Source organism: Terriglobus sp. 2YAB30_2 (assembly GCF_052114765.1).
Taxonomy (GTDB): Bacteria; Acidobacteriota; Terriglobia; order Terriglobales; family Acidobacteriaceae; genus Terriglobus.
Window position 1 is genome coordinate 75,085 of record NZ_JBFRFJ010000019.1, and the last position, 19,642, is coordinate 94,726.

Genomic DNA, 19,642 nt, shown 5'->3' on the forward strand with positions numbered 1-19,642 from the left:
CCGAATCACTTTTCTATCAAGGTCGAGGCAAAGGGCCGTGGATCTGCCGTGTCACCGGCGAAAAATTACTTTCACCTATTGATCAACAAAATTTATAAGCAAGAATTTCCTAGTTTTTACTAGGGCATTTGCCCCTGTCCCCGCATGACCGAGGCATGGCTATAATCGCGCATCGTCGTAACAGATCCGTAATAGTTGAAATCGTAGACATCGTACCGCGCTGAAGCGTTGCTTCCCCATCTCTGAACGCAAACTCAATGCTCAGGAGGGTCTCCCCCATGCGTACCCGTCTCGCTTTTCTGGCGACAATACTATGTTTTGCAATGGCCTGTCCGCTTTTGTGTCAATCCTTTGACACTGGCATTCTGGGAACGGCCACGGATAGTTCAGGCGCAGTCTTGCCTGGAGCGACAATCACGATCACCTCTTCGGCAACAGGAACCCGAAAGGCCATAGTCACGGGTAGCGAAGGCCAGTACGCTGTCCGCTATCTTGCTCCGGGAACCTATGATGTTGCGATTGAAGCTCAGGGCTTCGCAAGGCAAAAGAAGACTGGGATCGTTCTGACTCTCAATCAACAGGAAAAGATCGACTTTACGTTAAGTGCCGGCGCAGCGGAGCAGACTGTGCAGGTCGAAGGCAGTCAGCCTTTATTGCAGAGCGAGAATGCCTCGCTGGGCGCAGTGATCGATACAGAGCGAACCCAGAATCTTCCTTTGAATGGAAGGAAGTTCGATGATCTTGCCGTGTTGACTCCGGGTGTGAGTGTCTACAACCCCGATCTTCATTCCTCGAGTACCGACGGTTCCGCCATATCATCCAATGGGGGCCGCTCGACCTGGGGACAGATCAACGTCGATGGCATCACGATGGTGAACAATCGGCATGCGTATGTGAATCTCTATCCTTCCATCGACGCAATCGAAGAGTTCACCGTGCAAACCGGCAACTACTCCGCGGAGTACGGTGGCAGTGCCGGCTCGAATGTAAATATCCAGTTGAAGTCGGGAACGAATAAATTCCATGGCAGCGCGTTCGAATTTATTCGTAACGATGCGGTCGATGCGCGTAACTACTTTCGCCCCGCTCCGCTTTCGAAAAATGTCTTGAAGCAGAATCAATTTGGAGCAACAGTTGGCGGTCCGATCATCAAGGACAATACCTTTTTCTTTCTCAGTTATGAAAGCCTTCGCTCCGTTGAGGAGTTTCCATCGACGGCGAATGTTCTGACGCCGGCGCAGCGCAGAGGAGACTTTTCCGCCTCGTCGACTCCCATCATTAACCCGTTTACGGGTAACCCATACCCAAACAACCAGATTCCAGTGAATGCCGTAGCCCAGAACATCATCAACACGTATATGCCCCTGCCAAACAGCAGTGGCAGTACGAACTACGCTGGGGTCAACTCTGGCCGGTTGAGTGTAAACCAGGGTATCGTTCGGCTCGATCACAAGTTCAGCGATCGCGACCAGGTATTTCTCCATTACATCTATGCCATCCGCGACTTTCCGGTGACTGATGTGAATCCCAACTTTCACTTCACCGGTACATATCCCATCCACAACGTTGCGCTGCAATATCTCCATGTCTTTTCGCCGAAGCTGCTCAATGAGCTTCGCGCCGGCACGAACCTCGAACACGTGAAGCAGTCGGGCACGCGGACCGGTACAGGTTTTACGGTTGAATCTCTAGGGATCAATGGATTCAAAGTCGGCGGACCGAATGGCCGGCCTCTGAATCCCAATGAAGAAGGCTTCCCCATTCTGAATATCGCTGGATATCTGGGCATGGGTGACGACCTCGCAGCATCGAACCTTGATTACAGCCGGACCTATCAGCTTGCCGACAATCTCACGTGGACCCATGGCAAACACGCACTGATCTTCGGCACCGACATCCGCTATGTGCTCGACGACGCGACGACGAACAACACGCCATTTGGAGAGATGGACTTCACAGGAGATATCACCGGGGATCCTGCTGCGGACTTTATGCTTGGTTTCCCACGCACCAGCCTTACTCCTGAAGGCGTTCCGATCACAAAAGCCCGGCAATGGCGATCCGCTTATTACGCGCAGGACAACTGGCGTGTGAACTCAAGACTGACAATCAATCTTGGCGTCCGTTATGACCTGTTCGCTCCGCCAGTCGACGTGAACAACGTCAGCCGTACGCTCGACTTCAGTGGCGCCGTTCCGGTATTCACGCCGGCTCCGGGCCAACGGTTGAACAGCATCTGGTCGATCACCCATAAAGACTTCGGCCCGCGACTGGGTTTTGCCTACAGCGTGACGCCTACGATGGTGGTTCGCGGTGGATACGGAGTCTTCTACTATGGCGGCCAGTTCGACAATATCAACATCCTGCAGCTGAATCCTCCGACGGCAGGCAGTCTCACCATAACCAATCCCAGCAGCAATCCGGTTGCGACGATTCAGAACCCTGTGCCGGCCTCGCTCTATCCCGCGAACCCTTACTTCAATGCGGTAACACTCCCTGCGGATCGTCAGCGCCCGGACCTCTATCTGCAAACCTACAATCTGACTGTTTCAAAGCAGTTCGGGTCCAATGTGCTGGACGTAAGCTACGTCGGTGTGAATGGCAGCCATATCGATAGCAGTATCAAGAATTTCAACTCGCCTGCGCCGGGCGACCTGGTCAATCCGGTCCAGGGGCGACGACCCTACAATACCTTCGCTCGGATCCGCTATCAGGATTTCGATGGAGCATCGAACTACAACGGTTTGCAGATGCACTTCGAGCATCGGTTCACCAAAGGGCTGAGCTTTACGGCTGCGTACACGTTATCTCATGAGCTGGATAACCAGGCCTTCGATACGAATGGCGGCGGCTGCGGGTGTCAGAACCCTCGCAACCCGCATGAGTGGGCAAGCGGAACGACTGACCAGAGGCACAACCTATCCATGGGCTACGTGTGGAAGCTTCCTGCTTTCAACAAGAGCGACGCGATGGCGGCAAAGCTGTTAACTGACGGCTGGGCATTGAATGGATTGGTACAGCTTGCCAGCGGAAATCCATACGATGTCCTGCAGAGCAGTGACGGACAGAATACGGATAACCAATGGCAACGTCCCGACAGGGTTCCTGGTTCGACTTTGTCGGTGGCACATCGTTCCATCGACAACTGGTTCAATACGGATGCGTTTACGCTCAGCACGTTGAACTATGGGACGTCGACGCGGAATCCTCTTGTATCGCCTGCAACCGATGTCGTAAACCTTGCCGTGATGAAGAACGTCGCAATGCCTTTCAATGAGGCCCATCAGCTTCAGATCCGCTTCGAAGCATTCAACGCCTTCAATACTCCGCAGTGGTCGACGCCGGATTCCAACCTGGGAGATGGCACCTTCGGCCAGATCACCTCAACCCGTTTGAATAACCGCGAGCTACAACTGGCAATCAAGTACCTGTTCTGAACCCTGGCAAGCTACGGGAGGCGTCCTGATTTTCAGGATGCCTCTGCTTGCTGCATGGATAAAGCTCGACACGTTACGCAAAACTTATCGAGCGCCCCGACAAGTCGGCTTCCCGGTAGCGACAGCCGCGGTTCGCTTACTTGCTTGCCTGGCAAAGACCTTTTGGTGTCCAGTCATGGACCATCGTGGTTGGGACCTGTGATGATTGATGCAGGATAATCACGATCGATTGGCGCTCTGCCGTGCCGATCGCGGTGAGGTGCATCGATAATCCCATGGGAACGATTACGGGAGCGGCGCCTGCCCGGCTGATCTGCATGCGGCCATCGGAGGTCTCCAGACATGTTTCGCCGCCTACGGCATACCAGGCCTCCGGGCCTGAGTGAAGGTGTGAGGGCGCCGTCATTCCCGGTGTGAAGTCCGCTTCCATAAACTGCGCCGAGTATTTTTCTCCAGCCACGACCGGAAGCGGTCCAATTTCGGAAATGCGATTTCCGTGGGCCGATCTCCATTTCTCGTCTTCGATGGTCATCAGCCACACCTTGCCAAATGACTCGACCACCGTGCCTCGTGGTCCTTTGTCTGCTTCTGCCGCGAGCCGTGTTGGATAGGCGTCGAGATGCCAGAAGACCTGTGGCTTTGTGAGTTGACCTACGGGATTGTCCGCCAGGATCCAGCAGCCGACCTGTTGTGTACGCACACCCACCGGCTTGCAGGTATCGCCCGGGACAGCGACCCCTTGCGCGGCCAATTGCGTACATGGGAGCAGTAACAGAGAAAACCAGAGCACCTGGCGGATCATGGATTCGAATCTCCGATCATTGGCATTTTGCAGCAGCGACGAAATTATAAGCGGGCAGGCTGAGTTCGCAACCAGCGCCGTGCCGAGGCTGTTCTCCGAAGGAGTGCTGCGAGTTTATTCAACGCGGCGGACGAGCAGGATCGTCTGATCGTCGGCTTGTTTGCCAAAGGCCTGTGCGGCGGAGACGATGCTGTCGCGAATGCTTGCAAGGTCCTGCCCAGGCATCTGCGTCAGGATCGCCGCGATGCGGTCACTTCCGAACTCTTCCTGCTGGGCGTTGGCAGCTTCAAGGATGCCGTCGGTGGCGATAGCGACGAGATCGCCTTGTTCCATTTGCAGGGAGTGCGAGAGATATGCGTCGACCGGAAGCAGGCCGACGGGGAGTTGATGGCAGGTGATCGCTTGCACGGTCCGGTTGGATGCCCGGTAGTGGAGGATCGATGGGTGTCCGGCGAGGGTGTACTGGACGCGGCCATCGGGTGCAAGACAGATAGCGGACAGGGTTGCGTACATGTGCGGCGCCTTCACCGCAGGGAGTGCGCGGTTGAGACGGTCGCAGAGACTGGCGAGAAGGGAAGCGGAGTCATCCGAGGATTCGAGCAGGATGGTGCGGACCGCGGTCTTGATCATGCCCATGAGGATGCTGGCCGGGAGTCCGTGACCGGAGACATCAGCGACGTAGGCGAGGATAGATCGATTAGGGAGCAGCACAAAGTCCACCAGATCGCCGCCCACCTCTTCGCTGGGCAGCGAGAGGCCATTCAGGTCGTAGCCGCCGAATGAAGTAGAGATAGGCGGCACGAGCGTGCGCTGAATGCTGTGGGCAGATTCGAGTTCACTCGCAAGGCGCATTTCTTCCCGCCGGGCGAGCGAGAAGCGCCGAATCAGAAATAGAAGCAGGGCAAAGATGAAGATTGTGCCGACGGCCGGACCAGGCATCAGCACGAACGGTTTGGTTAGCAATGGGAAAACCCAGCGTGCCGTCCAACGCTGCCAGCCCAGTTGCCAGGTGACGAGGAGGATGTCGTCGATTAAGGGAAATCCCTGCCAGAGAAGAGTGGGAACCAGCAGGATGAGCGCGTCGCGATCACGTTGGAGTGAACGCTTAAGTAGGATTACGAAAATCCATACGATGGCAGGGAGCGCGGCCAGCGTGCCCAGCAACCCGGCGATTGCCACGGACGTGATATGGAAGACGTAAAGAAACACGACCGTTGGCGGGCTGATGAACAACAGGGCAACAACGAACCACCAGGACCTGGAATGCGAGGTGCGCAATACGACGGAGAAAAATGCCAGAGCGGCAAAGAGAGCGGCCAATCGCACGAGGCCATCGACAAAATCGAAGACCGGTAAAGGGATCAGAGCAAAATCTCTGCTGATGCCTAATCCAATGTCGACCGCGTTCGCCAGGAGAAACAGAGCGAACCATAGATATTCACGTTCCTCACGACGGATGAAAAACAACACGAGCACGACGAGGCCGACGAGCGTGCTGAGCACGGCATAGGTGTATTCATCGACGAGGCCGTTCCACTGCAGCGATCTATCCGTCGCCGCGCGTCGCGCGATGAGGCGGGAGTCTCCGAAATAGCTGCTGCCATAGAAGCCTCCCGGCACGTAGTCCGCCCAGACGGGAAGGTGCCAGGTGCGGATGGCAATATGAAATGTACGCGGGCCAGAAGCGGCGGGGGATAGGTCGAAGACGCGGCTTGCGATGGCGTAGTTCAGGGAACCTTGGATCGGGCCGAAAGAACCGGCTTGACGTCCGTCGACGAAGAGCTGATAGCCGGTTTCCATCGGTCCTAAATAGATGGACCAGTTCCTGCTGCCATCAGGCACCGCGACGGTGAAGCGATACCATGCGAATCCTCCATAGTTCTTATAACCCTGTTGGCTCGATTGTTCATCGGAGCGGAGCAGGGGCCATTGCGAATCGTCGAAATGAGGGTCGGCCCATGCGACATCGTCCCCGGTGTGAAAACGCCAGAGGCCATCGAGGGAAGCAACGGGTTCGCGTCCGGTTTGCAGGTTGAAGGTCTGGCCATGGAGACCAGAGGCCGCGCAGAGTAAGAACGACACCAGCAGCACAGAGAACAACGCGCGTCTCATTTGTACGTCTCCAGGGTTAGGACAGAATCTTGAGAAACCGCGTTCAGACCATGTGCCGGCGATTGCTCTAGGCCTTCGGCCATCTTTCTAACCATAGTATTTTGCAGCGACGAAATTATATGCGGGAGGCCTGAGTTCACAAGCGAGCGACTGTCGTCGGCCATATCGGAGGTGATGCGGTCGGATTAGCCTTGCCAGGGCAAATCGACAAGTTCGCTTTTACTGAAGCTCTATAGAGCGGGCCTTCAGCCCTTTAATTTCTATGGGGCCATCAGACCTGGGGCGTTGCCCCAGGCTGGTATAGAACGCGCCTTTCCACCCCAATGAACAAGTTCATTGGGGACCCCGGCCTTCAGCGCTTACCCAGCGGGTGCCCACCCTCGGAGTCCTCGACGAACTTGTTCGTTGGGGTGAACGCTCGCAACGCTAGGGTGGGTTAGGAAGAACTGTGGCCGCTCGCAGGAATTACGGCCGCAACCAGTTTTCTTTTCGCGGATCTGTACGGACTTGGTCAGCTTCGGCGGTGGACCTCTAGATGCACTGTCCTACGAGCAACAACGGGCTTAGCCAAAGAGGCTCCTGGCTCCGCGCTCGTGATGCAGCACCCACATCGTTGCGAGACCGGCCTGTGCGATTGCGAACATGCGGGTCGCGTGGGGGGGGCGCTGACACCAGCGCATGCCGCGCCGCCAACCGGCAGGACCTTTCTTCCAGAACTGTCCACCGTGCGTGGGATGCAATGCAGCAGCCACTCCATCGCCGATCAGCGTAATGGCTATTGCGTGCTTGATGCGATCTGCTGTGGTCATCTCAATCGCCCTCCGTTCTGCAGAAACTTGAGATGCGGGCAGAGCGAGATGTGCTGCCCATGAGTCTCAGGCGGGCAGGTGAGACGGAAGCCCTGATCTATTCCTGCTCCACTTCCAGATAGTCCGCAATCGAGCGATGCAGGTCGGTCGCTCCTGGAAGCTCCAGGCGTTGTTGTGCGATCTCCGCGGCGAAGGCCAGTTCGTTCATCGTGACCGCGCCGGCAATCACGATATCCAGGAGCTCCGGATATTTGGGCTCCATCGAGCAAGCCTCGCGGAGAATCGCTATTCCTTCCTGCGTCTTGCCCAGATGGATCAGGCAAACTCCGTATTTCGCCAAAATCAGCGCGGTTGCTCCACCCTGCCTGCGAGCCGTGTTGTAGGCGTGAGCCGCTTCTTCGTACTGCTGCAGGTGCAGGCGAGCATCTCCGAGCGTTTCGTACAGGACGATGCTGGTCACGTTCCTTGCCATGGCATGTGAGAGCAGCTGGATCGCATCTTCGTACCGCTGCATGCGCAGCAAGCAAACCCCGCCCAGGATGACGGCGTCCATGTTGGATTCATCCAACTGAACGGCGCGAATTAACATGTCCAGGGCTGCCTGCGGGTCCTTGGAGAACTCGAGCTCGGCCCAGCCCAGTTCGTAGGCTGTTCTGCTGTCTTCTGGATACGCTTCAAAATGCCGTCTGTTGATCTCCAGATAAAGCGCGTTCTTGGCGTCGCGAACGCTTTCTTCATCGTCGACGAGCCCGAAGTGATGGATCACGAACGTCGCCTGGCCGATGGGGAGACCGAGCTCCTGCACGCGATAGACAACGGTCTCGTGCACCGGCCGTTCGAAGCGGATCTCAGGATTCCGGCGGAACAGACGGGTATTGATGGTGGTGACATACGCAGGGAAGGGGGCCGATTCCGGAAGGATGCGCGGATTCGCTAAGGCCCCTTCCGCGCCGCTCCGACTGTTGGCCTGCCGTACGTAGTTCCATCGCACGACATCGAAGGCGTCCATATCCGTCTTTGCGACCAGCTTCTTCAGAAGCTCGGCGCCTTCCGGGTCCATCATCTCGTCGGCGTCGAGGACAAGAATCCAGTCGCAGGTTGCCTGCTGCAGCACAAGGTTCCTGGCCTCGGCGAAGTCCTCGTTCCAGGGAATGGGCATCCAGGTCGCCCCAAATCTCTTTGCAATCTCAGCGGTGTCGTCAGTGGATCCGGTGTCGCCGATAACAATGCGATCCACGATGGACCGCGCGCTCTGTAAACACCGTGCCAGACTGCTTCCGCCATTTTTCACGATCATCGAAAGTTCGATCGTGGGTGCGCTCATAACAAAACCCCTTCGAAGCAATTGTCGCTCAGCCTGGACGACTCGGCGAGAGGCCTAGTTCACTCGTTGTGCATTCGGCTGCGAGCCAGCCATTCCGAAGGAGATACGCCCAGACGTTGCGTAAAGACACGGGTGAGAGCCGGGGCATTGGCGTATCCCACAGCGGCCGCAATGAGTTTCAGCGAGTTACCTTTCTGTAACATTGTCTGCGCGATCCCCAATCGCCAGTTGGTCAGGTAATCAAATGGAGTCATACCGACAACCTGCCGAAAATGGACGGCGAAACGAGCACGGGACATACCGGCAAGTTGAGCCAGATGTTCGAGTGACCACGAAGTCTCGGGGCGTTGATGCATGGCCTCGATGGCTCTGCTCAAACGAGGATCACTGAGCCCCGGCAAAATCCCGCTCTCAACAATGTGCGCACTTGCTGCCGATCGCATCAGCAGTACAAAGAGATATTCGAAGAGTCGATCCAGGGCAGCCTGACGGCCCGGCGATTGTGCGGCGGCCTCGGTGAACAGAAGCTGCAGCGTCGGCGCAAGTTCGGGAAGGGCATCAAGCGGGACCACGAGCGGCTCAGGTAGACACGCAATCAGCGTATTTAACATTCCTGTGCCAAATTCGATCGTCGCGCATACCAGCTCGGCGCCATCCTCCATTGGGCCGTGAAGCCGATGAAGCCGGGGACGCGGGAAAAAGATAACGCTCGGCCTATCAATAACCAGTTTGCGGGCGCCAGGCCGCGAGATCTTCAGCGTTCCCTTCCCGAGCACATGAAGATAACCGGCGTGATCGTTCGCCTGGTCGGGCGTGCTTCCGCACAAGGTTCCCGAATAAAACATCCGGGCTGTGAGGGAAAACCGTTCGAAAAAGGGCGCGAGGCGATCCATCGAGACTCTAAGGTATATCAACGATACTAGTTATGCCAATCCGTATTGTCTTATCTCCATAGATGCTTCCCGTGCGGCGCTGAAGCGCTGCCGGAGATTGGAAATAAGGTCAATGAACGCGCTTATCCGACTTCTATCGAAATCAAGTCTTCTAAAGGGAGACCTCGACAACCATCTCATCCGCGCATCGATGGTTATCATCTACTTCTTCTTCGGGTATCAGAAGTGGTTTGAGTACGAGGCACAAGGATTAGTCCCATTCTTCACCCACGGACCTCTCATCTACTGGATGTACGCGGTCTTCGGTATCAAAAGCTCGACGTACTTTCTGGGTGTCTCCGAGTGGCTGTTTGGAGGCTTGTTGCTGGCGGGGTTTTGGAACCGTAAGGCGGGAATCCTGGGCGCTCTGGGATCGGTGTTCACTTTCATTGCGACGGTGACGATCATTCCGTTCATGCCCGATGGCTGGGCTCCGTCTGCAGGCGGTTTTCCCGCGATGGTTGGTAATGTGGCTTTTCTGATGAAGGATGTAGTTCTGCTGGCCGTGTCGTTCTATCTGCTGAAACAGGATCTTGCCAAAGTGACGCCTGCGGCGGAGATTGTGTAACCAGAGTGGTCGATAAAGTCGGAAGCTGTAGACACTCGTTGCTCCATTCTTCGCAGCTTTATCGCGAAGAATGGGGTCCTGGGCAAACACGGTCGCTGGGTATCGCGCTTTGCGCGCGACCGTATCGAATATATCCATGCACCTTAATTCATTGGGTGCTATTCGAGCTGTCCGATACACTGTGGTTCTCCAGACGTAAGCTCTGGACAAGCGTTCCTCATAGGAGACTGTATGGCTTCCATTACCGGCTTTGGCGGAGCATTCTTGCGGGCAAATGATCCGAAGGCTCTCTATCAGTGGTACGAGCAGCATCTCGGCCTGGTGAAAGCTGATGGAGCGTTCGGATTTCCCGCTCCGACGCAACACCCGCGGGTTGTCTTCTCCTTCTTCAAGCAAGACAGCGCGTATTTCCCTCCGGAACAGAAGGCGATGATCAATCTTCAGGTGGATGACCTGGATGGACTGTTGGACGGTTTGACCGCCGCGGGCGTCACAGTCGATCCAAAGCGCGAGAGCTACGACTTCGGAAAGTTCGGCTGGGTCACTGACCCGGAAGGAAATCGCATCGAGCTTTGGCAGCCTATTGCAAATGACTGATGCCATAAACATCATCCGTTTCCGTCCCACAATCAGCTTTGAGCAGTACAGGGATACCTTGCAGGCCGTTGTGGCGATGAAGCCGAAAAGGGTGCCTAAACGGTCATGGCCGGAATATGTGATTTTGGGCGTTGTCTGTCTGGCTGTGGGGCTCTCACCACAGGTTCCGCCCATTCGCGTGCCTACTTATACGATGGTTGTGGTGTACGTTCTGTACGCGCTTTTCTCTGGTTTACTTGCCAAAAGAACCCGGGAAAAGTGTCTGAGGGCCATCTTTATGGAAGAGGAGGCGGGCCTTAACGATCAGGTCCTAACCATCGACGAATCGGGTATCTTTAGTGATCGAGGCAATGGTCAAGTGACTGCGCATTTCGCCTGGAGCGCCTTCATAAAATGCATTGATATGTCCGATGCTTACGTTTTCCTGCCATCTCCCAATGGCTTTGTCCGTGTTCCGAAGGAGCCGCTTAGTCAGGCAGAGGTTGAACTCCTCCTGCGGTGGAGTGGAGCGACCCCGAATTGCGAACGATAGAGGAGTCTCCTGCCCATGGAAAATGAAGGGCGGTGTCTAGGCTCTGAACACTGAACTATAGAGCGGGCCTTTTCAGCCCTTCAACATCTTTTGGGTACTGAGACCTGGGGCGTTGCCCCAGGCTGGTATAGAACGCGCCTTCAGCGCTTAGAATCGTGACACCTTGTCTCTGCCCGGGTGCCCCACCCTCACAACGTTAGGGTGGGTTCGGAATACCCAAAATTCCTAACGAAGCTCAAATCGGATATCGATACGCCCTGAAGGCTGGTTCGGAGCGTTGTTACGGAGCGAATCGATAAGCCTGCTCGAACCGCGGGGGGGCCGGCGAGGCCTTTGCCGGAACGGAGATGGTGATGTTGCGGTATGCGATGACGCCGTGGTGATCGCCCTGCAGATAGAACGGCCCCGGCTCGGCCTCGTTGCTATCAAGAGCGCCGCCGGTCGGGCCGGGAATCTCGACATTGTCGTGGTACATCTTGCCATCGCGCAACACCGTTACATGTCGGCCGACCAGGGTGATGTCAAAGGTCGTCCACTTTCCAAGACCAAGCTCTGAGCCTGCCGGCGGAGGATAGTGGCTGTAGATGGCGCCCATCTCATGCGATGGCAGCTTGCCGCCTTCGGTGCCGACCTGTACCTCATAGCGGCCGCGCAGATAGATGCCGCTGTTGCCACCTTCCGGGCAGTTCACTTCGATATGCAGTTTGAAGTCCTGGAACTTCTCGGTGGTCATGATGTTGGCCGCACCGTGGGTCTTTTGACCGGGAACTTCAGGGTTGTCATTCACCAGCTCGCCATTGCGCGCGACCCATTTGTTGTTGTCGACATTGCCGATCGGCTCCCAGCCTTTCAGATCTTTGCCGTCGAAAAGAGGCGTGGGCTTGGTCCACTTCTTCGGCATGGGCCGATCCAGCGAAGGCGCTTTCACTCCGGCGAGCGCCGGGCCATCGGTGGCGCCGTGCTTCTCGACGCCGGTCAGCTTGCCTGCGCTGGGAGAGGTGAGCTCCCAATTCGTTGCTTCTCCTACACCCACGATCAGTTTGCCCGATTCGATGTGGGCGTCCGAGATCGGATGCCATCCGCCGCCCTTCGGCTGAACGCGACCTTCAATCTTGCCGCCATTCTCCGTCAGCTCAATCCACTGCGGATATGGTTTGCCGGTGGCGGGGGTAACGGTCATATCCCAACGGCCGAGAAACGCTTTGGTGTCTTGCGCGGCGACGGTCGAGGCGAGCGCGATCGCCATGAGAGGTGCAAACAACATCTTCGTTTTCACCCTATGAGTGTAACGCTACCGCCGCTAGAGCATTTCTCCTGTGGGTGTAGAGCAGGGCTTATGCATCTATGGGCGTTTTCCGCAATGAAACGCCGCTGCACGCTCCTCGCGGGATACCCAGCAACAGGAGAAATGCTCTAGTGGGTTTTATCGGTTTTTTAGCTACAAATTTGCAGGAATGATTTCAACTTTCGGTTGATACGGAGAGCTTCTGAAGACAAAGGGCCGGAGCCGAAGTAAGCTACTTGCGAGAGAGTTCCGCCTTTCTCTCGTCACTCTAAAACTCGATGCAATCTGGAACGCCTTATGACTCAGGAGAATTCTGTCGCACCTGTTCGGTCCGAGAGCACAATCTGGCCGAACCTGGTCGCCTTCTTCATCTTGTACGCATTCGCAGCCCTGGCCTTATTGCATTTTCTGCGGCCAGACTATACCCCGCGCTCTCACATGATCAGTGATTACGCGGTCGGACATTTTGGCTGGTTGATGCAATCCGTCTTCGTGGCCATGAGCCTTGGCTATCTCTCATTGGCAATCGGACTTCACCGGAGCGGCCTGCGTTCGCTGGTCGCCCGTATCGCGATATTACTGCTTGTGGTGGTATCCATCGGCTTGATCGTCTCCGCGATCTTCCCCACGGACCTGGAGGAGTCTACCGTAAATACTCGCACCGGCAATATCCATACCGCCAGCTTCCTCATTAACGTTGGCGGCAGCATACTCGTTGCGCTACTTTTACCTGTTGCTTACTGGAAACATCCTGGCTGGCGATCGTTTCGCGTGGAGTCGATACTTTGGGCCGCGCTCATGCTCATCGCCTTTTTTATCCAGTTCCGTACGCTGCATCGAGGCGCTCCCTACGGCATTACCAATCGAGCATTTGTCCTGGTCCTTTTCTCATGGATGCTTATCACTGCTTCTCGTATGCGTACGGTTCTGATTCGCCCCACTCTGGCTCCTGCGGCAGTTTGAATTCAAGCGGAAGCGTTCGCTGCTGTTCGCCGGAGTGGAAGGTGGCTTCAAGCACAGCCATAACGGCAAGGGCGTCCCGCGCGGAGACGGGTGCAGGCATGTGGTGAAGGATCGCGTCACGCACACTTTCATAGAACGGCAGTTGGTTGCCGCGAGGCGTGGGGTATTCCACTGTCTCACCCGTGCCGGCATAGAAGACCGCGGGCACAGGATCGATACCGAAGGCCGGATCAAGAGGAGACATGCCTGCCTGCAACTGCGCCTCCTGCGTGTCGAGCCCGTACTTCACCCAGGTGCCTTGCATGCCGTGGAGGATGGAGCGAGGCAGTGAGCCTGAGGCAACGTTCATGGCTTCAAGAACGATGCGCTTGTCCGGATAGCTGAGGATGACGTGCGCCCAGTCATCGGTCTGTCCGCCTTCACGCTGAATCGCGAACGAAGCAGTGATCTGCTGCGGCAGGCCGAAGAAGTGCAGCGCGATATCGATCATGTGTGGGCCGAGATCGAACCATAGTCCCGCGCCCGGGCCGGCGTCCTCTCTCCAGCGCTTGCGCACGACAGGACGGAAGCGGTTCATGTGGCAGTCAAACTGCACGACGCGGCCGAGCACGCCACGCTGCAGCACTTCGTCGATGGCGAGAACTTCGCTCTCCCAGCGGCGGTTATGGAAGACGGTGAGCATACGGTCTTTGCGAAGAGCAGCGGCGCGCAGGTTCTCAGCCTCGGCGAGATCGAGCGTGAAGGGCTTGTCGACCACGACATGTTTACCGGCTTCGAGTGCCGCCATTGCGAGCGGGAAGTGCTCGGTGTTGGGCGTGGCAATGACCACGAGGTCAATCTGTACGTCTGCAATCAGCTCCTGCGGCGTGCAGACACGGACGTCTCCCAGAGCCTCGCGAATCTGATCTCCTTTGGAAGAGGCGACGGTAGTGAGACGCAGGCCGGGGATTGCCTGAATTAAAGGAGCATGAAGGACACGACCAGCGTATCCATAACCGATAAGACCAACGTTCACAAAATCACTCATCATTACCATCGTGCACTATGCGTGGGGGATTCTTCAAAAGAGTGGTGAAGACTGCGGCGCCTTTGTTTGTTACTGATGGCTCCGGTAGCTCCGAAATGACAAACAAAAAGGTGCCATGGCTCTGAGCGCTGTAGGCGCGCTCCATACCAGCCTGGGGTGAAGCCCCAGGTTTCGGGCACATTGAAAACCAAGGGCTGAAGGCCCGCTCTATAGTCCTGCAGGTTCAGAGAATCGATCAGAGCTGTTCACACCGGAGAAATGGCATTGGGAGAGCGAAGACGGGCCCATGTCCCTCGGGGACATGGGGCACCCGGTGCATGGGTTATCTCGAATCTGGCGATGCCCTTGAATTAATCAGTTAAATCGAGAACGGCGATGCGCCATCTTCATCCCAGCTATAGTTCGCTTTCTTCGTTCCACCGTTCTGTTGAAACGTCCAACGCTGTGGCGCATTGGTTTGCAGCATATCGTCCGCGGTAGCAGCAGGAGCTGACGCGGCGATAGCGAAGGCTTCGCGTAGGGCTGCCTTCTGTTCTGCTCCAACCGCGCCGGGTTCGGGAGAGACGATCAGCGCGGTGCCGCTACGTGCCACCACATCGAGCCACATGCGTGTCTTCTCCCACGCGATGGCTTTGGTGAGCGGAACGCAGTCAGCGTCCACGATGAAAAACGTGCGGTTCTGCGCCAGCCGGAAGGCGAGCGTATTGACGCCCATGCGGCGTGTGCGTTCCCAGGCGCGCCCACTGACATCGTCTCCCGTGCGATTCGCCTCAAACAGGCCGGCGGCGAGATGACCGATGGTATTGCAGCCGATGACGACCGTCTGCTCCCCGGCGGCCTCGCGCAGGCCGCGATAGAGGTTGAGCACGATCTCGGCGTTGGTGAGCGAGCGGTCGTTGAAGTGCCAGCTGCCTGTGGTCATCGACGGCCCCATCTCGCTTCCCCAGCCGCCAAACAACTCATAGGTCGAGAAGTCGTGTTTGACCAGGTCGTTGCCCCAGCGCACGGCCTCACGCATGGTGTTGAGCGCGGCTTCGCGAGCCTCTGGAATGGTGGGGTCGTAGGCAAGATCGTTGAAGCGCTCCCGGCGGCGTCCATAACGTGCGTCGGGAAGAAGCAGTTTGCGATCGGCGCCTGTATGCGCTTGCAGCGGCCGAATCCACAAACCCGGACGTGCTCCCTTAGAGCGGATCTGCGATGTCAGCGCCGCCATGTCGGGAAACGCCTGCTTGTTCTGCCAGCCGTCGTCGACAATGGCGAACGGCTTTGGACCGCTGGAGGGAGCAAGCGCTGCGACCAGCTCCGCATCGCGGAGGATGCCTTCCGCTGTGTTCTTGCCGTAGGCGTAGTACCAGTCGTTCGATCCATAGACGGTGGTCTTCGGCAGCCGCGGCGACGGACACATCGTGCGGCAGAAGGCGGATAAGGTGCTGTGGATAGACTCGCCACGTTCTCCGCGACGCGCTATCAGCGTTGCTGCCTTGACTACGCGTGATCCCAGGAGTACGCCCTCGCCGCCGTTGCGCACGTCGAGCCAGAGCGTGATTCCCGCCGCATCGACCTGCCACATTGCAAGGCTCGCCGCACCGGTCTGGACCCCGTAACAGTGCGTGGTGTCATTCTGATGAACGGCGCAGTACCAGGGCAGTGGACGTTCGGCGACGACATTGCGCCAGCCGAGATCGCCATACGAGCGCTCCCACGCATCGCCCAGCACGACGATATCTTCGGGGTGGCGGATGTTCCAGCGAAGACGCAGGTGTGTCACAGCAAGCGAGGGCGCCGCCAGCGATACGACGGTTCCTGTTCCCGCGTTATCGAGCGTGACCACCAGGTCACCTGCCCGCCATTCGCTGCCGGAGCGTGTCAACGGCTGCGCGTTATCCAGACCTGCAAAAGCTGTTATCTGGGCGGGTGTCTCACGAAGGTCGGCGAGGGGCAGCGACGGTCTAGTGCTCTGCGCGCGAAGCGGTACGGCGGCGAGCGAAGCCGAGGCAGTTGCTCCAAGGATGAGGTCGCGGCGACTCAACGATGCGAGGGATGTCTTTTTCACAAGGAGAATTATTCACGAAGTGCGTTCCTTCGTCTTGCAGTCAATTCGGAGAGATGGTTGTTCTTACCAAACGCTGCCTTTAGCGAGGAGGTTCTTGAGACTCCTCGATCGCCTGAACAGGAGGGCTATAGAGCGGGCCTTCAGCCCTTTAACATCTTATGGAGACCGAAACCTGGGGCGTTGCCCCAGGCTGGTATAGAGCGCGCTTTTCCACCCCAATGAACACGTTCATTGGGGACCCCGGCCTTCAGCGCTTGGTGCCATGGCACCCTTTGCTTTGTCATTTCCCCCTACTTGGGTGCCCCACCCTCACGGAGTTAGGGTGGGGTAAGGAATACCCCAAATCTCAAACAACACAAAACGAAGATATCGATTACAAATCCAGATCAACCTGTGATTCCGGCGTCGAACAACAGATCAACGCATTTCCTCCAGCCGGCTGATCCAGCGGATCGGGAGAGTAATGCAGGTCGCCGCTCAGCAGACCGCACTCGCACATGTGGCAGACGCCGGTGCGGCAGGACCATCGGACGGGGACGTCGCAGGCCTCAGCAAACTCCAACAGGCTCCGGAATCTGTTGTCCCACGGCACCGTTAGATTGCTGCGGGTGAATGAGACGAGCGGTCCGTTTCCAGTGGAAGCCGTTGGCGGATGCGGAAGTTTAACCTTGGCCTTCACGACGCCGGGTGTGATAGAACCCACGGAGCCGAAGATCTCCTGATGAATCGCGCTCGTTGGAACAGACAAAGAGCCCAGGTCCCTGGTGATGTCGTTTTGAAACGTAGTAGGACCGCACAGATAGAAATCGGCGTCGAGAGGTATGCCAAGTTTCTGCAAGCGATCAAGGTCCAGGCGCCCTGCTATATCGAAGTCCGTTCCCAGCCGATCTGCAGGATCCGCTTTGCTGTAAACGATCACCGAATGGCTTCCGGGAATGGTTTTCAGCAACCCGCGAGTCTCTTCGGCAAAGACATGCATCTGGGCATTGCGCGTCCCGTAAACCCACCAGACCTCGCGATGAGACGCTGAGCTCTGAGATGCGAGCGCATGCAGCATCGATAAGACCGGAGTCACGCCAATCCCGGCGCTCAGCAGAACGACCGGACGTGTCCCGGAGCGCAGTACAAACTCACCGCGTGGCGCGCTTACTTCGAACATGTCGCCGGCCTGGGTTACGTCCACGATGTATTGGCTGCCCGGGCCGGTATCTCGCTTCACGCTGATGCGATACCTCCCGGCATCGGAGGCACCTGAGATGGAGTAGCTGCGCACCACGGGACGCGAACCCCTGTCCGGGTGAAGACGTAAGACTAGATATTGACCCGGTAGCGCAGCCGGAAGAGGCGAGCCGTCCACTGACTCCAGCACGATGGACTTTACCTCGCTGCTCTCCTGGTGAACCGCGGCAACCCGCAGCATGCGAAAGCCATTCCACAACGGTGGAGAAGAAATGGAAGATGTTAGCCCGGCGTTGCCGTTATGCACGCCCTCCTCATCTGCTTTCAGTAACTCTTCAAGTGAGCCCTTCCATCCACTACTCAGCGCGGGAACCGTCACAGCAACCGCGATGCGTTTAGGATCGTGATTCGGCAGATACAGCAGCGCGTCGACTTCGGCGACCGAAATTCGTCCCGGTCCATCCGCGATCTTTTCAATCTCATCTCCCGCACCAACCTCGCCCTCTGTAATCACGCGGAAGTAGAATCCCGGCCTCCGGTGCGAGATGAGCAAGGCGGCCATCTGGGGATTGTTCATGCGGATGCCTAGCCGGTAACAGGTAACGCGAGGCTGCGTCACCTCAAAGACCGCGTTGCCGATGCTGTATCGATCGCCGATATAGACCTCATCATCTGCAAGACCTTCGACGGTAAAGTTCTCTCCAAACTGCCCGTGCTCAAAATCGTTCCGATTGAGCGCCTTCTCCCAATAGCGATAGGCATCGATCTGATAGACCATGACGGCGCGGTGTTCCCCGCCATGGCCGGCAAGGTCGCCCTGGCCATCGCCATCCAGATTCAATCGCCGCGCAAAGACGCGGCCGGAGACGGGGAGCTTCCAGATTCCGGTACGGACCAGCTTGCCTTGCCATTCGACTTCGCGTGGAAGGCCGACATTGACTGAAAGCAGTTTTGCCACACATCCTCCATTTGCAGCGGATTACCTTATGCTGTCCGAGTCAGCAGCTCTAACATCATCTGCCTTGCGCAATGAAGCCGGGCACGCCGGTGTGCACCACGGAATTGAGCCGTTGTCTTGTCTGAATGCTGTTGATTTGGTTAAACGCGTCTTCAGGAAGGGCGGAGATATCGAAGTTTTCTCTCGCGCGAGCCGCGGTCTTCGGTGTGGTGAGTAAGGCTGTACCGCGTTGGACCGCCCATGCCAGCAGGACCTGTGCCGGTGTCTTTCCAACGCGTGCTGCAATCGCCAGAATGGTCGGGTCTTCCAACGGCCCAGGCCTCAATCCGTGACCCAGAGGTGCGAACGCTAGCAACACGATTCCATTCTGTTTGCAGAACTCGAAAAGTTCTGTCTCCGGTAGATAAGGGTGTGACTCGACCTGGACGACGGCGGGCTTGATTCTTGCTGCTTCGTAGATAGGCCGAAGTGCGTCCAGCGTAATGTCCGATAGCCCGATCGCCCGGCACCTGCCGTGGTCCACGAGAGTCTCCATGGCTCGCCAGGTATCGAGCAACGTCACTCCCTTGTCGTAAAGAACATTGCCGTTTTGATCTCGGGGATCCTGGTCGTCTCCAGGCTGAAACGCGAACGGAGTGTGAATGAGATAAAGGTCGATATACTCAAGCCCAAGCCTGTTTCGGCTTGCTTCAAATGCCGGTTCGACACGTTCCGGTCGATGATTGGTATTCCATAACTTTGTGGTGACGAAGATATCGTCGCGCGTGGCTTCACCGGCGGCGAGCCCGGCGTGTAACGCCTCGCCCACCTCGCGTTCGTTCCGATAACGCTCCGCACCGTCGAAATGCCTGAACCCGGCTTGCAGCGCACCTCTGGTTGCACTCACTGTTTCTGCTGCATCAGGAATCAGAGTGCCGAAGCCAAGCGCCGGCATACGGCCGGCGCGGTTCTTGAGAGGGATACGGGACAGCCGGAAATCAAGAGAGTCATTCATGGGGCACCTCTATGCATCCATTAATGCTTCTGATGCCGGAGGGCCATCAATTAGACCAAGGTTATTGGAG

15 protein-coding genes are annotated in these 19,642 nt (G+C 57.0%); 5 read left to right on the plus strand and 10 right to left on the minus strand.

Annotated elements, in window-relative coordinates:
* The first annotated feature begins 323 nt into the window (after positions 1-323).
* Entirely contained in the window at positions 324-3,437 is a 3,114-nt protein-coding gene (locus tag AB4Y89_RS21330) for a TonB-dependent receptor domain-containing protein (protein WP_442303006.1), read from the plus strand.
* Positions 3,438-3,573: 136 nt separating this feature from the next.
* Here AB4Y89_RS21330 and AB4Y89_RS21335 read toward each other — a convergent pair whose 3' ends face one another.
* From AB4Y89_RS21335 to AB4Y89_RS21355, 5 genes are all read right to left on the minus strand, one after another.
* The gene (locus AB4Y89_RS21335; protein WP_442302960.1) at positions 3,574-4,239 is read right to left on the minus strand and encodes a hypothetical protein; all 666 of its coding nucleotides are present in this window, start codon (positions 4,237-4,239) and stop codon (positions 3,574-3,576) included.
* Between the two features lie 114 nt (positions 4,240-4,353).
* The gene (locus tag AB4Y89_RS21340; RefSeq protein WP_442302961.1) at positions 4,354-6,351 is read right to left on the minus strand and encodes a SpoIIE family protein phosphatase; all 1,998 of its coding nucleotides are present in this window, start codon (positions 6,349-6,351) and stop codon (positions 4,354-4,356) included.
* Positions 6,352-6,914: 563 nt separating this feature from the next.
* Positions 6,915-7,160 (minus strand): hypothetical protein, encoded by a 246-nt coding sequence (locus AB4Y89_RS21345; RefSeq protein WP_442302962.1) that lies wholly within the window; start codon positions 7,158-7,160, stop codon positions 6,915-6,917.
* Between the two features lie 97 nt (positions 7,161-7,257).
* Positions 7,258-8,484, minus strand: a complete 1,227-nt coding sequence (locus AB4Y89_RS21350) for a glycosyltransferase (protein ID WP_442302963.1) — start codon at positions 8,482-8,484, stop codon at positions 7,258-7,260.
* Positions 8,485-8,543: 59 nt separating this feature from the next.
* Positions 8,544-9,377 (minus strand): cupin domain-containing protein, encoded by an 834-nt coding sequence (locus AB4Y89_RS21355; RefSeq protein WP_442302964.1) that lies wholly within the window; start codon positions 9,375-9,377, stop codon positions 8,544-8,546.
* 112 nt (positions 9,378-9,489) lie between these two features.
* Here AB4Y89_RS21355 and AB4Y89_RS21360 point away from each other — a divergent pair, with 112 nt between their 5' ends.
* The 3 genes from AB4Y89_RS21360 to AB4Y89_RS21370 all read left to right on the plus strand — a co-directional run bounded on the left by AB4Y89_RS21360 (position 9,490) and on the right by AB4Y89_RS21370 (position 11,113).
* The gene (locus AB4Y89_RS21360) at positions 9,490-9,984 is read left to right on the plus strand and encodes a YkgB family protein (protein WP_442302965.1); all 495 of its coding nucleotides are present in this window, start codon (positions 9,490-9,492) and stop codon (positions 9,982-9,984) included.
* A 231-nt stretch (positions 9,985-10,215) separates the two neighbouring features.
* Positions 10,216-10,581: a VOC family protein gene (locus tag AB4Y89_RS21365; RefSeq protein WP_442302966.1), complete on the plus strand. Its 366-nt coding sequence runs from the start codon at positions 10,216-10,218 to the stop codon at positions 10,579-10,581.
* Complete coding sequence (locus AB4Y89_RS21370; RefSeq protein WP_442302967.1) at positions 10,574-11,113, plus strand: YcxB family protein; 540 nt, start codon at positions 10,574-10,576, stop codon at positions 11,111-11,113. Before AB4Y89_RS21365 ends, AB4Y89_RS21370 begins: the two co-directional genes overlap by 8 nt.
* A 280-nt stretch (positions 11,114-11,393) precedes the next feature.
* On the opposite strand, the gene AB4Y89_RS21375 is transcribed toward AB4Y89_RS21370, so the two are convergent.
* A complete protein-coding gene (locus AB4Y89_RS21375; RefSeq protein ID WP_442302968.1) occupies positions 11,394-12,377 on the minus strand; it encodes a 3-keto-disaccharide hydrolase in 984 nt (327 codons plus the stop codon).
* 318 nt (positions 12,378-12,695) lie between these two features.
* Here AB4Y89_RS21375 and AB4Y89_RS21380 point away from each other — a divergent pair, with 318 nt between their 5' ends.
* Positions 12,696-13,361 (plus strand): DUF998 domain-containing protein, encoded by a 666-nt coding sequence (locus AB4Y89_RS21380; RefSeq protein WP_442302969.1) that lies wholly within the window; start codon positions 12,696-12,698, stop codon positions 13,359-13,361.
* On the opposite strand, the gene AB4Y89_RS21385 is transcribed toward AB4Y89_RS21380, so the two are convergent.
* From AB4Y89_RS21385 to AB4Y89_RS21400, 4 genes are all read right to left on the minus strand, one after another.
* Positions 13,300-14,376, minus strand: a complete 1,077-nt coding sequence (locus tag AB4Y89_RS21385; protein WP_442302970.1) for an oxidoreductase — start codon at positions 14,374-14,376, stop codon at positions 13,300-13,302. The genes AB4Y89_RS21380 and AB4Y89_RS21385 overlap by 62 nt on opposite strands.
* Positions 14,377-14,746: 370 nt before the next feature.
* On the minus strand, positions 14,747-16,441 hold the full coding sequence (locus AB4Y89_RS21390; RefSeq protein WP_442302971.1) for a hypothetical protein: 1,695 nt from the start codon (positions 16,439-16,441) through the stop codon (positions 14,747-14,749).
* 373 nt (positions 16,442-16,814) lie between these two features.
* Positions 16,815-18,578, minus strand: a complete 1,764-nt coding sequence (locus tag AB4Y89_RS21395; RefSeq protein WP_442302972.1) for an MOSC domain-containing protein — start codon at positions 18,576-18,578, stop codon at positions 16,815-16,817.
* Positions 18,579-18,633: 55 nt separating this feature from the next.
* Positions 18,634-19,572, minus strand: a complete 939-nt coding sequence (locus AB4Y89_RS21400; protein ID WP_442302974.1) for an aldo/keto reductase — start codon at positions 19,570-19,572, stop codon at positions 18,634-18,636.
* Positions 19,573-19,642 lie beyond the last annotated feature (70 nt).

Coding starts and splice junctions, on each gene's coding strand:
- AB4Y89_RS21330 (WP_442303006.1), top strand. CDS start 324: ATGGCCTGTCCGCTTTTGTGTCAATCCTTTGACACTGGCATTCTGGGA.
- AB4Y89_RS21335 (WP_442302960.1), bottom strand. CDS start 4,239: ATGATCCGCCAGGTGCTCTGGTTTTCTCTGTTACTGCTCCCATGTACG.
- AB4Y89_RS21340 (WP_442302961.1), bottom strand. CDS start 6,351: ATGAGACGCGCGTTGTTCTCTGTGCTGCTGGTGTCGTTCTTACTCTGC.
- AB4Y89_RS21345 (WP_442302962.1), bottom strand. CDS start 7,160: ATGACCACAGCAGATCGCATCAAGCACGCAATAGCCATTACGCTGATC.
- AB4Y89_RS21350 (WP_442302963.1), bottom strand. CDS start 8,484: ATGAGCGCACCCACGATCGAACTTTCGATGATCGTGAAAAATGGCGGA.
- AB4Y89_RS21355 (WP_442302964.1), bottom strand. CDS start 9,377: ATGGATCGCCTCGCGCCCTTTTTCGAACGGTTTTCCCTCACAGCCCGG.
- AB4Y89_RS21360 (WP_442302965.1), top strand. CDS start 9,490: ATGAACGCGCTTATCCGACTTCTATCGAAATCAAGTCTTCTAAAGGGA.
- AB4Y89_RS21365 (WP_442302966.1), top strand. CDS start 10,216: ATGGCTTCCATTACCGGCTTTGGCGGAGCATTCTTGCGGGCAAATGAT.
- AB4Y89_RS21370 (WP_442302967.1), top strand. CDS start 10,574: ATGACTGATGCCATAAACATCATCCGTTTCCGTCCCACAATCAGCTTT.
- AB4Y89_RS21375 (WP_442302968.1), bottom strand. CDS start 12,377: ATGTTGTTTGCACCTCTCATGGCGATCGCGCTCGCCTCGACCGTCGCC.
- AB4Y89_RS21380 (WP_442302969.1), top strand. CDS start 12,696: ATGACTCAGGAGAATTCTGTCGCACCTGTTCGGTCCGAGAGCACAATC.
- AB4Y89_RS21400 (WP_442302974.1), bottom strand. CDS start 19,572: ATGAATGACTCTCTTGATTTCCGGCTGTCCCGTATCCCTCTCAAGAAC.